We start from the raw sequence: 13,063 nt of genomic DNA, 5'->3' as shown, positions 1-13,063 counted from the left end.
GGTGGCCCCGCCGACACGGGGACGTGGCCTGAGCAGGGAAAGAGAGTGCAACGTCTCAGCGAGCGGCCCGCACTCCGGCTGCAAGGGCCTGCACCTGCTCCGGCCAGCCGCAGCCGGACGAACGCGGCCCAGGCGTCGGAAGTCCATCGGTGAGGGCTCGTGCCGATGCTCGGTGGAAAGGAGAGGGGCCGCCAGATGGTGGGAACTGTCCTTTGCACCTCTTGATCGCGGGCGCCTATGTGACGGATCCGCGCGCGCGGGCCACGGCTTGTGCGACCTCGGCAGGACTCTCGTGCTCCCAGAAGCGCAGCACGGTCCAGCCCTGCGCTTCTAGATGCTTTGTGGTTTCCGTGTCGCGAGCCATGTTCTTGTCCAGCTTCGCCCGCCACCACTCGGCGTTGGCCTTCGGCTGCGTGGCATGTTCGGGGCATCCGTGCCAGAAGCAACCATCCATGAAGATCGCGATTTTGGCTCCACCGAAGACGATGTCGATGGTGCGCCGGGGCATGCCTGGAACCGGGACGTTCACGCGATAGCGGAGGCCTGCCCCGTGGAGCAATTTGCGGACGGCGATCTCGGGCGCTGTGTCGCGGGAGAGTTGTCGGCTCATGCGGGCCGAAACCGCGGCAGAGGAAGGAAGTGCGTCGGACATCATGGCATTGTGCCGGCGATCCCGGGTGAGGAGTCGTGAACCGTCCGACTCGTGAGTGGGACGGGTCGCGGCGGGAGGGACTCGGGGCCGCAACGACCCGGAGTCCCTCTGCTCACGAGCGGCGGTGGGTTGTTCGTCGATGGATGCGCGAAGGCCTTGAGAGCCGTGTCGCGCCCTACGCCACGCCGTGGCAGTCGCGGTACGCGTGGCCCGAGCCGCACCAGCAGGGGGCGTTGCGGGCCGGGGGCCAGGGGGTGGCTCGGCCTCGGGCTGCCAGGGTTGTGGCGTACTGGGGGAGCAGGTCCGGGTCGGAGGGGGGCGTGGCCTCCGAGGCGGCGAAGGCTTCGTACGAGGGGATCGTGCCCGTCACGATGCCCAGGTTCGGGGTGCCCGTGGCCGCCAGTTCGCGCAGGGACGTCTCCAGTTGGATCAGGTGGGCCTCGTGGGACGGGTACTCGCTCATGAGGGTGGGGTACGCGGCGAGGAGTTCGGTGAGTTCCCCGGCCGGCCAGTGCAGCACCGCCACCGGGAACGGGCGGGACAACGCCGTGCGGTACGAGCCCAGTTCGGCGCGCAGGCGGGTGATCTCCGCCTGGAGTTCCGCCGGGTTGTCGGAGCCCAGCGCCCAGAGGCGTTTCGGGTCGTGCAGTTCGTCCAGGGTGACGGAGGCCGGGTTGACGCGGTCGGCCAGGCCGTCCCAGTCGTCGTGCTCCAGGTTCAGCATCCGGCGGACGCGGTGGCGGCCGAGCAGCAGGGAGTGGGTCGGGTACGGGACCTCCTCGCCCGGGATCAGCAGGAGGTTCAGGCCGCTGGTGAAGGCGTTGTGGGCCGCTTCGAGTTCGTCGTGGGACTCAAGGGTCTCCGCCACGATCTCCCAGGGCGCCGGCTCCAGCGGGCCCGCCGCCCGCAGGCCGTCGATGATCGCGTGGGCCTCGGCCTCGTGGCCGTACTCCCACAGGTTCGCGGCCTTGAGCGCCTTCACCAGGTGAGGGTGTTCGGGCGAGGCCGCGAGGAGGGTGTCGTAGAGGCCGGTGGCACGGTCACGGGCGCCGGCCAGCTCCAGGTGGGCTGCGGCCTGGAGGAAGAGGGGCTCGTGATCCTCGGGATACCGGGCCGCTGTTCGCAGCAGGCGCTCGGCTTCCGTGGTGTGGTCGGCAGGCATGTCGGGGCGCATGGTCCACACCGTACTGCTGTGCGGGGGGCCGGGCGGAGGGGCGGTTCGTCTATGGTCCTGTCGTGTTCCGACAACGTCCGCACCTGCTCTGGCTGCTCGTCCCCTTCGTCCTGTTCCTCGTGGCGCCACCCTGGGTGAACCGGGTGGATCCCGTGGTCGTCGGACTGCCCTTCCTGGCCTTCTGGCTGCTCGTGTCGACGCTGGTGACGCCGGTCGCCGTGTGGCTCGCGTACCGGGGGGACCGGCGGCTGATGAAGCGCCGCGCGGAGGTGGCGAAGTGAACGCCGCCGTCGCCACCTCGATCTTCGGGGTCTTCATGATCGCCACGGTCGTCCTCGGGCTGCTCGCCGTACGCGGCAGGGGCGGGACGGCCGGGAAAGGCGGCGGCCTCGCCGAGTGGTCCGTCGGCGGGCGCAGTCTCGGCGCCGTCTTCATCTGGGTGCTGATGGCCGGGGAGAGCTACACCAGTTTCAGCTATCTGGGTGGTGCCGGATGGGGTTATGACTTCGGCGCGCCCGTGCTCTACGTGGTCGCGTACATGTCCTGCGGCTACGCCGTCGGTTACGTCGTCGGGCCGATGCTCTGGGGGTACGCCCGCCGCCACAACCTCGTCGGCATCACCGACATGATCGCCCACCGCTTCGGCCGCCCCTGGCTCGGCGCCCTCACCGCGGTGCTCGCGACCGTCTTCCTGCTGCCGTACATCCAGTTGCAGATCACCGGCATGGGCGTGGTCGTCTCGACCATCTCGTACGGCGCGATCAGCCTCAACTGGGCCTACTTCATCGGCTTCGCCGTCACCACCGGCTTCGTGGTCGTCAGCGGGCTGCGCGGCAGCGCCTGGGTGTCGGTGCTCAAGGACGTACTGGTGATCGGGACGTTGGCGTTCCTGGCCGTGTACGTTCCCTTTCACTATTTCGATGGATACGGGCCCCTTCTGCACCGGATCGTCGAGCAGAAGGGCGAGTGGCTGACCCTGCCGGGCCACGGCCACAGCGGCATGGGTACGGCGTGGTTCATCAGCACCTCGCTGCTCAACGGGATCACCGTGGTCATCTTCCCGACGACCGTCGCCGGCTACCTCGGCGCCCGCGACGCCGACGCGCTGCGCCGCAACGCGGTCTTCCTGCCCGCCTACAACGTGCTGCTCTTCGTACCGATGCTGCTCGGGCTGGCCGCGCTCTTCGTCGTCCCCGGTCTTCTCGGCGCCGACTCGAACCTCGCGCTCTTCAAACTGGTCGTCGACTCGCTGCCCGCCTGGTCGGTCGGGATCATCGGGGTGGCGGCCGCCCTCTCCTCGATCGTGCCGATGGCGGTGTTCATGCTGGTGATCGGGACGATGTGGGGGCGCAGCGTGCTCTCGCTCGTACCGCGCTGGCAGGCCAGCCAGAAGGGCGCCGCGCAGGTGGTCGTCGTGATCGCGGGCGCGCTGGCGCTGCTGCTGACGTACGCGGCGCCCAACACCCTCGTACGCCTCTCGCTCATCTCGTACGAGGGCATGGCGCAGCTCCTGCCCATGCTGCTGCTCGCTCTCGTGTGGCGGCGCCTCACTCTGGCCGGTGGACTGAGCGGGCTGGTGGTGGGGGTGGGACTGGTCTGCGTGCTGGTGTTCGGCGGGCACGATCCCGTCTGGGGAGTGAACGCCGGGATAGTGGCGCTCGTCGCGAATCTGGCAGTGGCGTTGGTCGTCACATATGTCGGTCCGTATATCGGACTGTCTGACGTATCCGGCAGGGGTGGCGACGACCGGCCCGACGCCGACGTACTCGCCGACGACGGTGTGACGAGAGGAGCCGGCGTGACGGAGGACGGCGACGACGAGGACGTCACGAGCCCGGTCGGCGCCCTCTGAGCGTACGGTCGCTCCGCGCCGCCTCGACCAGTTCCGTCGCCGCCGCGCGGTTCGGCACCTGGAGCTTGGCGAAGAGGTTGTTCGTGTGCGTCTTCACCGTGGCGACCGAGATGTAGAGCGCGTCGGCGATGGCGCGGTTGCTCCGCCGCTCGGCGAGCAGTTCCAGTACGCGCGTCTCCTGACCGGTGAGGGAATGCGCGGCAGCGACCGTTTCGAGCGCGGTACGCGCGGTCAGGCCCCGCATCACGGCCGTGGCGACCTCCGGGGCGAACGTACGGTGCCCGTCGGCGGTCGCCGTGATCGCGGAGACGATCTGCGGGCGCCCCGCGCTCTTGGTCAGATAACCGGCGGCCCCGGCCTGGAGCGCGGAGACGATCGACTCGTCGTCCGCGTACGTCGTCAGCACCAGGACCGCCACGGACGGCGCCCGCCGCGCGATCTCGCGCGTCGCCTCCACCCCGTCCATGCCCGGCATCCGCAGGTCCATCAGGACCACGGCCGGTACGAGACGGCAGGCCAGCTCCACGGCTTCTGCGCCGTCCTCGGCGGTGCCGACGACCACGACGCTCTCCTCGTGGTCGAGGATCGTGGTGAGACCGTCGCGTACGGCCGCCTGGTCGTCGGCGACGACCACCCGGATCACTCGGATCGGTGTCTCAGACATAGGGGATCTCGCATTCGACGGTCCAGGTGCCGGCTGCTTCAGCCACGGCAGCGCTCGCTGGATCGCCCGCGCCGTCGTCCCTCGCGCCGTCGCCGATGTGCAGCCTTCCGCCGACGATCTCGGCCCGTTCCCGCATACCTCTGATCCCGTGCCCCCCTGAAGCCGGAGCCCGCGGCGCCGGCGGGCCGCCCGTACGCGGACCCGTACGCGGATTCGAGACGCGCAGGAGTACGGACGTCCGCCCCGCCTCCAGGCGGACGCTCACCGGCGCCCCCGGCGCGTGCTTACGGGCATTGGTCAGCGTCTCCACCGTGATCGACGCCACAACATCGGCCACCGCCGCCGGTACCCGCTCCGGAGCGCCGAGCGACTCCGCGTCCACCTCCATACCGAGGGCGCGTGACTCGGCGACGATCCGGTCCAGCGCGGTGTCGACGCGTCCGGGGAAACCGCGCAGCGCGTCGACGGCCCGCTTGGCGTCCTCCAGGCCGTTCGCGGCAAGCGCGCGCGCTCCCCGTACCCGTTCCACCACATCCGTATCCGCCTGCCGGGCGAGCGTGACGGCCTCCAGGGCGTCGAGCTGGAGGACGAGCCCTCCGAGGGAGTGCGCCAGTACGTCGTGGATGTCCCGCGAGATCCTGGCCCGCTCCTCGAACACCGCGTTCTCGGCGCGCTGCTCGGTGACCCGGCGCTCGGCCTGCCGGTCCAGCGCGGAACGCCTGGTGAGCAGCCCGAAGCCGCCGCCGACGGCGCCGGTGAACCCCGCGAAGAACAGATCGGCACCCGGCGAGTCCGACCACCCCAGGAAGTACGCGACGAAGAATCCGGCCACCCCGAGCGCGAGCGTCGGTACGAGCCACACCGTGGGCGGCGCCATCCCCAGGATGATGAAGACCGCGACCCCGGCGACGATGGAAGCCCCGTCCACCGCCGCCCCCGTACCGACGGCGGACAGGACCAGCACCAGGCCCCACCCCAGCAGCAGGGTCCGCCGGGACAGCAGATCCCTGGCGCACGCCAGCACACCCCACACCACGAGTGGTACGGCGACCAGCAGCGACCAGCCCCCGCGCCGGTCGTGAGGGAGCAAGAAGGCGACCACGGCCACCAACGTGATGACAGCGCCGCTCAGGCAGAGGCTCAGTACGCGCGCCGAGGACGGCCGTCGTCGACCCGACGCCCAGGCCGACGACCAGGCCGCGGGCGCGCTCAGCTTCACCCTCGGTAGCTCCAGCACTCCACCATCATCCGCGCCGGACGACGCTTCAGGACCGGCGGAGGCCGCCGCTCCGGGATTTCCGCCCGGATCTCCACCCGAATCTCCAACCACGGGGAGGATCCGTGCCGCCGCCCGCCGCGACAGGCTTCATGTCATAGCCAGCCATGCCACCCACCCAGTCAGAAGGGCGTCGTCCGTGAACTCCTCCGGCTCGGTCAACCTCGCCGTAACCGCCCTCCTCCTGATCTGGCTGCTGAGCCGACAGCTCACCGCCCGCCCCCTGCGTGACACATCACGCATCGGCTTCGTCCTGGCCGCCGTCGGGATCGTCGGGACCGTCTCCTTCTTCTCCGACCGGCACCTGGGCGCCAAGGACGCAGGAGTGCTGGTCCTGACGCTGCTCCTCGGCGGGGTGCTCGCCGCTGTGCGCGCGTACACCGTGCGTCTCTGGAGCGAGAACGGACAGACCTATCGCAAGGGCGGCGTTCTGACAGCCGTGCTCTGGATCGCCGGCATCGGGCTCCATCTGCTGATCGACTCCCTGGTCACGCCCGGACTCGGCTCCGCCACGGTGCTGCTCTACTTCGGAGTCGTCCTCCTGGTGCAGCGGCAGGTGCTCACCGCCCGGGCCAATCGGCCCTTGCGTCAGCCGGTACCCCATCGTGTATAACGGCTGGAGAACGTACGAACGAGATGAGTGAGGCTCAGCGAGTCCGACGAGCGCGAGAGGGAGGCAGGACTTATGCGTGACGGTACGCGCCGCACAGCGGCCACCAGCGCGGCCCTGCGTCTCCTGCGCCCCGCCGGTCTGCTGCTCTTCATCCTCACCGAGGTTCTGCTCGTCGACGCGGGCAGCCTCTCCGCCGCCGTCGCGCTCGCCGCCACGGCCGCCGCCGGCTCCGCGCTGATCGCCTGCGCGGGCCTCAGCGCCCGCGCGGTGCCCGCCGTACCGCACCACCGGGTACGGACGGCCATGCGCGACCGCGAGCATCGCACCGCCTTCCTGCCGCAGAGAGATCCCGACGCCTCGGGACGTACGAGGCCCCGAGCACCGGGCCGTCGCCTGCCGACGGCCGCTTAGGGGACCCGAGGACCGCAGGAGCAGGCGTTTCGTCACACGATTCCGCCGCGCTTCCTCCGATTCCGGTGTTCGTCCTGACTCCGCTGATCTGCTGCCTGCTGATCTGTTGATCCGCTCATTCGCCGATCCGCTGATGTTCCGGACCCCCATGCGGGTTGTCATGCCGAGCTGCATCCACGCTGCCGTACCAGGCAGCCGCGTCCATCCGGCACGACGAGACCCACGGAGGGTTCTCCATGTCCGCGTTCCTCCTCGCGTTCGCCCACCTGGTCGGGAATTTCGCCGACCTGCTCCAGCCGTTCTTCCACAGCGGAGCCACTGCTGCGGCGATCGTCATCTTCACCGCCCTTGTACGGCTCGCCGTGCACCCGCTCTCACGGGCCTCGGCCCGGGGCCAGAAGGCCCGTACCAAGCTCGCGCCGCAGGTCGCCGAGCTGCGAAAGAAGCACGCCAAGAACCCTGAGCGCATGCAGAAAGCCATCATGGAACTGCATGCGGCCGAGAAGGTCTCGCCGCTCTCCGGCTGCCTGCCGAGCCTGCTCCAGCTCCCGGCGTTCTTCGTCCTGTACCACCTCTTCTCCAAGAGCTCGATCGGCGGGACGACGAACGGCCTGCTGAGCCACTCCCTCTTCTCGGCGCCGCTCGGAGGCCGCTGGTTCGACGTGTTCGCGCACGGCGGGCTGTTCGGCGGAGCGGGACTCGTGTACATCGGGCTCTTCGCGATCGTCGCCGCCGTTGCCACGTTCAACTACGGACGGGTGAAGAAGCAGATGGCGGAGAACCCCATGGCAGCCATGGGCGCGACCGGTGGCCCGCAGATGGCGGGCATGGGCGCGATGACGAAGCTGATGCCGCTGATGTCCTTCGCGACGCTGATCAGCGTGGCTGTGGTGCCGCTGGCCGCAGGGCTCTACCTGGTGACGAGCACCACATGGACGGCCGTCGAGCGGTACTTCCTCTACTACCGCGAGAAGCCTGAGACCAAGAACGAGACCAAGAACGAGAAGGCGAAGGGGCAGACCGCGCCGGTCGCCGATGTCGTGGATGACCGGGCCGACGAGGCTCCCGGCTCCGTCTCGATGGAGAAGGCGGAGGCGGAGGCGCAGGCGCCGGCCGCGAAGGCTCCGGTGGCCAGGGGGCCGGTGGCCAAGAAGGAGGCCGCGAAGAGGGAGGCCGCCAAGAAGACGGCCGCGCGGAGGGCGGGCACCAAGCGGCCCGCCGCGAAGACACCTCCCGCCAAGACACCTCCCGCGAAGACGCCCGCCGCCAAGACATCCCTTGCCAAGACACCCGCCGCCAAGATGACTCCCGCCAAGACGCCTTCCGGCAAGACGGCTCCCGCCCGGGGCGGGAAGCCCACGGAGGCTCCCGTCCCCGCCCAGGCCGGGATACGTACCCCCCGCGCCCGCGCCGGTCGGTCCAGGGTGTGAACTGGGTCTTGCACAGTGATCCGATGTCTTGGAGGATCAGCCGATCTCCCCGGTGGCCGTTCCCGTCGGTGAGGTCGTGCTCAGCCGGAGCCAGCGGGACACCCAGAGGGACAGAAGGAGTCAGACCATGAAGTTGCTGCGTGTCGGTACGGCGGGAGCGGAGCGCCCCGCGCTGCTCGACGAGGACGGGACGACCCTCAGGGACCTGTCCGCCCTGGTCAGCGACATCGACGGGGACCTGCTCGCCGACGACGCCGCGCTCGACAGGATCAGGGAGGCCGCCGCCTCCGGCGATCTGCCCGTGATCGACGCGGGCCTCCGGACGGGACCGCCGCTCGGCCGGATCGGGAAAATCGTCTGCATCGGGCTGAACTACCACGGCCACGCGACCGAGACGGGCGCGCCGATCCCGGCCGAGCCGATCATTTTCTTCAAGGCGCCGGACACAGTGGTCGGACCTGAGGACACGGTTCTGATCCCCAGGAAGAGCGTCAAGACCGACTGGGAGGTCGAGCTGGCGGTCGTCATCGGGCGCACGGCGCGCTACCTGGACTCGGCGGAGGAGGCCCTCGCGTACGTCGGCGGGTACGCCGTGTCGAACGACGTCTCCGAGCGCGAGTTCCAGAACGAGCGCGGCGGTCAGTGGGACAAGGGCAAGAACTGCGAGACGTTCAACCCGCTCGGTCCCTGGCTTGTGACGGCGGACGAGATACCCGATCCGCAGACGCTCGGGCTGAAGCTCAGCGTCAACGGCGAGCTGAAGCAGGACGGGACGACCGCCGACCAGATCTTCCCCGTGGGCGAAGTCGTGCACTACGTCAGCCAGTTCATGACCCTGTACCCGGGCGACGTCATCAACACCGGTACGCCGGCGGGTGTGGCGCTGGGGCAGCCCGAGCCCAAGCCGTACCTGCGGGCGGGGGATGTCGTGGAGCTGTCGATCGAGCGACTGGGGCACCAGCGCCAGGAGTTCAAGGACGCGTAACCACGCGCGTGACGCGTGACGGCCGGGACCACCTGATGGTCCCGGCCGTCACACGTCACGCCGTCGCCGACGCGCCGCGTCAGGTGCGCAGCGTGTGCTCCAGCGCCTCGACCACCATCGCGTGGTCCTCCACCTGGGGCAGACCCGAGACCGTGACGGTCCCGATGATCCCCGCGCCCTCGACGGCGATCGGGAACGAACCACCGTGCGCCGCATACGTGTCCACGTCCAGGCGCGACGACTCCTCGAACGTCGAGCCCTTCGCGCGGAAGCGGGCGCCGACCAGGAACGAGCTGGCGCCGTAGCGCTCGACCACTCGCCGCTTACGGTTGATCCACTCGTCGTTGTCGGCGGACGAGCCCGGCAGCGCGCAGTGGAAGAGCTGCTGCGCGCCCCGGCGGATGTCGATCGCCACAGGCGCCCTGCGCTCGCGCGCCAGCTCGACCAGCAGGTTGCCGAGCGCCCACGCGTCCTCGTACGTGAAGTGGGGAAGCACCAAACGGGCTTCCTGGGCCTCAAGTTCGGCCACCGTCGGGAAGGCGGCTCCCGTACGGGCGGTGGGCGCGCTCTCGCCGGCCGGGGCCGGGGTCGCGGCCGGCGGCGTGGGCGGGATCGGTGGGATCGGCGGACTCGACGGGTTCTGCGGGCTCTTCGGGTTCTGCGAGTTCGTCATGCTGTCGGCTCCATGGTGATCGTGATGCCCTCGCGCGCCGAACGGCGTGCCGCTTCGAGTACGTCCAGGGTCGCCGCCGCCTCGTACGCCGTGACCGGCGGCGCCGTACCGTCGCGCAGCGCCCCGGCGATCGCCGCGTAGAACGCCGGGTAGTCGCCGGGTTCGGTCTCCACCGGGTGGCCGCCGCCCGTCAGTGGCGACTCGCCGGAGCCCAGCCGGCCCCACAGCGCCTCGGGCTCGATGCCCCACGCGGTCCGCCCGTGTGGCCGCCTGCCGTCGCGCAGGTCCGCCTCCTGCGGGTCGAGACCGTACTTCACATAGCCGGCCGCCGAGCCGAGCACCCGGAAGCGCGGGCCGAGCTGGGCGGTGGTGGCGCTGGCGTAGAGGTGCGAGCGGACCCCGTTCGCGTGCGTGATCGCGATGAACGTGTCGTCGTCGGCGGCGGCTCCGGGGCGCCGTACGTCGGACTCCGCGTACACCCGTACCGCCGGGCCGAACAGTGTCAGCGCCTGGTCGACGACATGGCTGCCGAGGTCGTACAGCAGCCCGCCGATGTCCTCGGGATCGCCCGACTCGCGCCAGCCGCCCTTGAGTTGGGGCCGCCACCGCTCGAAGCGTGACTCAAAGCGCTGTACGTCGCCCAGGTCGCCGTTGCCGATGAGGTGGGCGAGCGTCAGGAAGTCGTTGTCCCAGCGGCGGTTCTGGAACACGGAGAGGAGCAGCCCGCGCTCCTCGGCGAGAGCGGCGAGTTCGCGCGCCTCGGCGGCCGTTCCGGCGATCGGCTTGTCCACGACCACCGGAAGCCCGGCCCCGAGGGCGGCCCTGGCGATCGGCACGTGCGTCTTGTTGGGGGAGGCGACGACGATCAGGTCGAGTTCGCCCGCGCGCTCCCACAACTCGTCGGCGGTAGAAGCGAATCGGACATCGGGAAACTCGGCACTCGCCTGCTTCCGGCGCTCGGCGTCGGTGGTGACGACCGTATCGAGGACGAGGCCCTCGGTGGCGGAGATCAGCGGGGCGTGGAAGACGGAGCCCGCCAGGCCGTAGCCCACGAGTCCTACACGCAGAGGCGGGTCAGCAGAGTCAGGCGTCCCGGTGGCAGTCATACCGTCCACTTAAGCAACGCTGTTGCCAAAGTGCAAGCAGGGGTGACAATGGGGTGTGAGCGACAGGAGCAACACAGGGGTCATGGGAGGCGTGGAAAGTACGGAACACACAAGGGATCCGGCCGGCGGTGCCAATCTGCCGGTGCTGCGCGGTCATAACGCGGCGCTCCTGCTCGACCTGCTGCGTGCGGCGGGCGAGGGCGGCATCAGCCGGCTGGAGCTGGCCGAGCGCACCGGCCTCACCCCGCAGGCCGTCAGCAAGATCACGGCCAGGCTGCGCGCGGAGGGTCTCGCCGAGGAGGCGGGCCGCCGCGCCTCCACCGGCGGCAAGCCCAGGACCGTACTGCGCCTCGTCCCTTCGGCGGCGCACGCCGTGGGGCTGCATCTGGATCGCGACGAGCTGACGGCGGTGCTGGTCGACCTCGCCGGGGTGCCGGTGGCCGTACGTACGGCCCCGCTCGACCTCGGCGCGGGCGCCGAGCAGGTCGTCGAGGCGGCGGCGCGCGAGGTGGAGGCCGTACGCGAGGCCGTGCACCAGGCCGTACGGGCGGACGCCCGCCCCTACCCGGGCGAGCCCCTGGGGGTCGGCGTCGCGATGCCCGGCCACCTCAACCATGTGGCGGGGGTGACGCGCCGGGTCACCGGCTTCCCCCGGTGGAACGGATTCCCGCTGCGCGCCGCCCTCGCCGAACGCCTCGGCCTGCCCGTCGCACTCGACAAGGACACCAACGCCGCCGCACTCGGCCTCGCGCTGCGCGGGCCGGGCGGTACGGGCGACTCCTTCGCCTACCTCCACCTCGGTACGGGCCTCGGCGCCGGGCTGGTGCTCGGCGGTGCGCTGCACCGCGGCAGCCGCACCGGGGCGGGCGAGTTCGGCCACCAGGTCATCCAGCTCGACGGCCCCCTGTGCCACTGCGGCAACCACGGCTGCGTCGAGGCGCTCTGCCTCGCCGCCGTGGGGCGCGGCGACCTGCCGGAAGCGGCGAGGGTGCTCGGGGTCGGGGCGGCGAACCTTGTCGCGCTGCTGGACATCGACCGGGTGCTGCTGGGCGGCCGGACGATCGCCGCCGCCGAGGAGTGCTTCGTACGGGGAGTGGGCGCCGTCGTCGCGGACTTCGCCGGCCGCTCGGGGAGCGCGGTGATCCCGGTGGCCCCGGCAGGGGGCGGAGCGCATGCTGTGGCGGAGGGCGCGGCGCAGCTCGTACTCGCACCGGTGTTCGGTCATCGTCGGGGGCAGGTGCTCGGACTGGGCCGGTAGGGGGTATTTGTCTTATTTTCGAGACGTGAGAGGTCGTAACGGTCCTGATGTCGCGTCCGCGCATGGCAGCGTCGTCAGCAGTTCCGCTCCTGAAGTCCTCGTCCTGAACGCTCGCTTCCGTGCGACACGTTCCGCGATCAGCAAAGGCGACCTCACTCATGCGACTGCGCCATGTCCTCGCCGTCGGGCTGACCACCGCCGCGACGATCACGCCCGCGTACGCGGCTGAGTCCCTGCCCCCGGCCGACCGGCCCCCGACCTGCGGCAAGGCGTCCGACCACGCGTTCCCGGTCAAGGCCCGTATCCACGACGGCCCCAAAACATATCGGGCAGGCGGCGGTCCCGGCGTCTGGTATCTCGATCTCACCAACACCACCCACGAGATCTGCCGCGACATCCACCCCGTGATCGTCCTGAGCGACCACGACCGGTCCCTTCCCACGACGCAGTTGCGACTGGAACTCGCCGACGACACGGGCCGCTGGCTGCCCCTGTCGCTGGAGCGGTCCGACGAGGACGAGACGATCGGCGTCCTCGACGACGGTTCTCCGGGCTACGCCCTGCCCGCCGGTGGCAAGGTCACCGTCCGCGCGCGGCTGGGCTTCGCCGCCGGCACCCACCCGAACAACGTCGTGCTCAGCGCGGCGACCGTGCAGCGACGCGGTGACGACGGCGACTGGGTGGGCGAGTCGAACCCGTACCGCTTCGCGGTCCTGGCCGCCCAGGCGGAGAGCGTGGCGGACACGGAGGACGCGGCCGGGGGCGAGGACGGCGGCGAGTGGCGGAGCGAGTGGGAGAACGAGTGGGGCAGCGAGTGGGGCAACGAGTGGGACGGTGACGCCGAGGGCGACGACACCGCGGCGGCCGACGCGGGCACGGACGCGGGCACGGATACGGACGCGGGCACGGACGCGGGCACGGACACGGGCACGACAGGGCTCGCCCACGGCCGTACGCAAGCCGCGGCCC

At 70.6% G+C, this 13,063-nt stretch carries 13 protein-coding genes and 1 pseudogene; 8 read left to right on the top strand and 6 right to left on the bottom strand.

Annotation, left to right across the window (positions count from 1 at the left end; all coding sequences use genetic code 11):
- Positions 1-235 precede the first annotated feature (235 nt).
- On the bottom strand, positions 236-652 hold the full coding sequence (locus QR77_RS12705) for a very short patch repair endonuclease (protein ID WP_173476299.1): 417 nt from the start codon (positions 650-652) through the stop codon (positions 236-238).
- A gap of 175 nt (positions 653-827) precedes the next feature.
- Positions 828-1,826, bottom strand: coding sequence for an SEC-C domain-containing protein (locus QR77_RS12700; protein ID WP_040021746.1), 999 nt, complete (start codon positions 1,824-1,826; stop codon positions 828-830).
- A gap of 62 nt (positions 1,827-1,888) precedes the next feature.
- On the opposite strand from QR77_RS12700, the gene QR77_RS12695 reads away from it, so the two are divergent.
- Both QR77_RS12695 and QR77_RS12690 read left to right on the top strand, forming a co-directional pair.
- On the top strand, positions 1,889-2,107 hold the full coding sequence (locus tag QR77_RS12695; protein WP_236710620.1) for a DUF3311 domain-containing protein: 219 nt from the start codon (positions 1,889-1,891) through the stop codon (positions 2,105-2,107).
- The gene (locus QR77_RS12690) at positions 2,104-3,678 is read left to right on the top strand and encodes a sodium:solute symporter (protein ID WP_040021745.1); all 1,575 of its coding nucleotides are present in this window, start codon (positions 2,104-2,106) and stop codon (positions 3,676-3,678) included. Before QR77_RS12695 ends, QR77_RS12690 begins: the two co-directional genes overlap by 4 nt.
- On the opposite strand, the gene QR77_RS12685 is transcribed toward QR77_RS12690, so the two are convergent.
- Both QR77_RS12685 and QR77_RS42135 read right to left on the bottom strand, forming a co-directional pair.
- Positions 3,653-4,342 (bottom strand): response regulator transcription factor, encoded by a 690-nt coding sequence (locus QR77_RS12685; RefSeq protein WP_040021744.1) that lies wholly within the window; start codon positions 4,340-4,342, stop codon positions 3,653-3,655. The genes QR77_RS12690 and QR77_RS12685 overlap by 26 nt on opposite strands.
- A complete protein-coding gene (locus QR77_RS42135) occupies positions 4,335-5,444 on the bottom strand; it encodes a histidine kinase (protein WP_160310902.1) in 1,110 nt (369 codons plus the stop codon). Before QR77_RS42135 ends, QR77_RS12685 begins: the two co-directional genes overlap by 8 nt.
- A 313-nt stretch (positions 5,445-5,757) precedes the next feature.
- On the opposite strand from QR77_RS42135, the gene QR77_RS12675 reads away from it, so the two are divergent.
- The 4 genes and pseudogenes from QR77_RS12675 to QR77_RS12660 all read left to right on the top strand — a co-directional run bounded on the left by QR77_RS12675 (position 5,758) and on the right by QR77_RS12660 (position 9,057).
- Positions 5,758-6,231, top strand: a complete 474-nt coding sequence (locus QR77_RS12675; RefSeq protein ID WP_052488706.1) for a hypothetical protein — start codon at positions 5,758-5,760, stop codon at positions 6,229-6,231.
- Between the two features lie 72 nt (positions 6,232-6,303).
- On the top strand, positions 6,304-6,642 hold the full coding sequence (locus QR77_RS12670) for a DUF6412 domain-containing protein (RefSeq protein WP_040021743.1): 339 nt from the start codon (positions 6,304-6,306) through the stop codon (positions 6,640-6,642).
- Positions 6,643-6,878: 236 nt separating this feature from the next.
- A pseudogene (locus QR77_RS12665) lies at positions 6,879-7,613 on the top strand (YidC/Oxa1 family membrane protein insertase); the annotation flags it as partial.
- Positions 7,614-8,199: 586 nt separating this feature from the next.
- Entirely contained in the window at positions 8,200-9,057 is an 858-nt protein-coding gene (locus QR77_RS12660) for a fumarylacetoacetate hydrolase family protein (protein WP_040021742.1), read from the top strand.
- 79 nt (positions 9,058-9,136) lie between these two features.
- On the opposite strand, the gene QR77_RS12655 is transcribed toward QR77_RS12660, so the two are convergent.
- The gene (locus tag QR77_RS12655) at positions 9,137-9,730 is read right to left on the bottom strand and encodes a heme-degrading domain-containing protein (protein WP_078876633.1); all 594 of its coding nucleotides are present in this window, start codon (positions 9,728-9,730) and stop codon (positions 9,137-9,139) included.
- The gene (locus QR77_RS12650) at positions 9,727-10,836 is read right to left on the bottom strand and encodes a Gfo/Idh/MocA family oxidoreductase (RefSeq protein WP_040021741.1); all 1,110 of its coding nucleotides are present in this window, start codon (positions 10,834-10,836) and stop codon (positions 9,727-9,729) included. Before QR77_RS12650 ends, QR77_RS12655 begins: the two co-directional genes overlap by 4 nt.
- Before the next feature lie 82 nt (positions 10,837-10,918).
- On the opposite strand from QR77_RS12650, the gene QR77_RS12645 reads away from it, so the two are divergent.
- Both QR77_RS12645 and QR77_RS46600 read left to right on the top strand, forming a co-directional pair.
- A complete protein-coding gene (locus QR77_RS12645; RefSeq protein WP_052488705.1) occupies positions 10,919-12,094 on the top strand; it encodes an ROK family transcriptional regulator in 1,176 nt (391 codons plus the stop codon).
- Positions 12,095-12,252: 158 nt separating this feature from the next.
- Positions 12,253-13,063, top strand: an 811-nt coding sequence (locus tag QR77_RS46600) for a hypothetical protein (RefSeq protein ID WP_052488704.1), incomplete at its 3' end; no start/stop codon positions are given.

The sequence above is a fragment of the Streptomyces sp. 150FB genome (assembly GCF_000818195.1).
Lineage (GTDB): Bacteria > Actinomycetota > Actinomycetes > Streptomycetales > Streptomycetaceae > Streptomyces.
The sequence above is the reverse complement of the archived record's forward strand: the minus strand, read 5'-3'. Positions and strand labels throughout refer to the sequence as shown.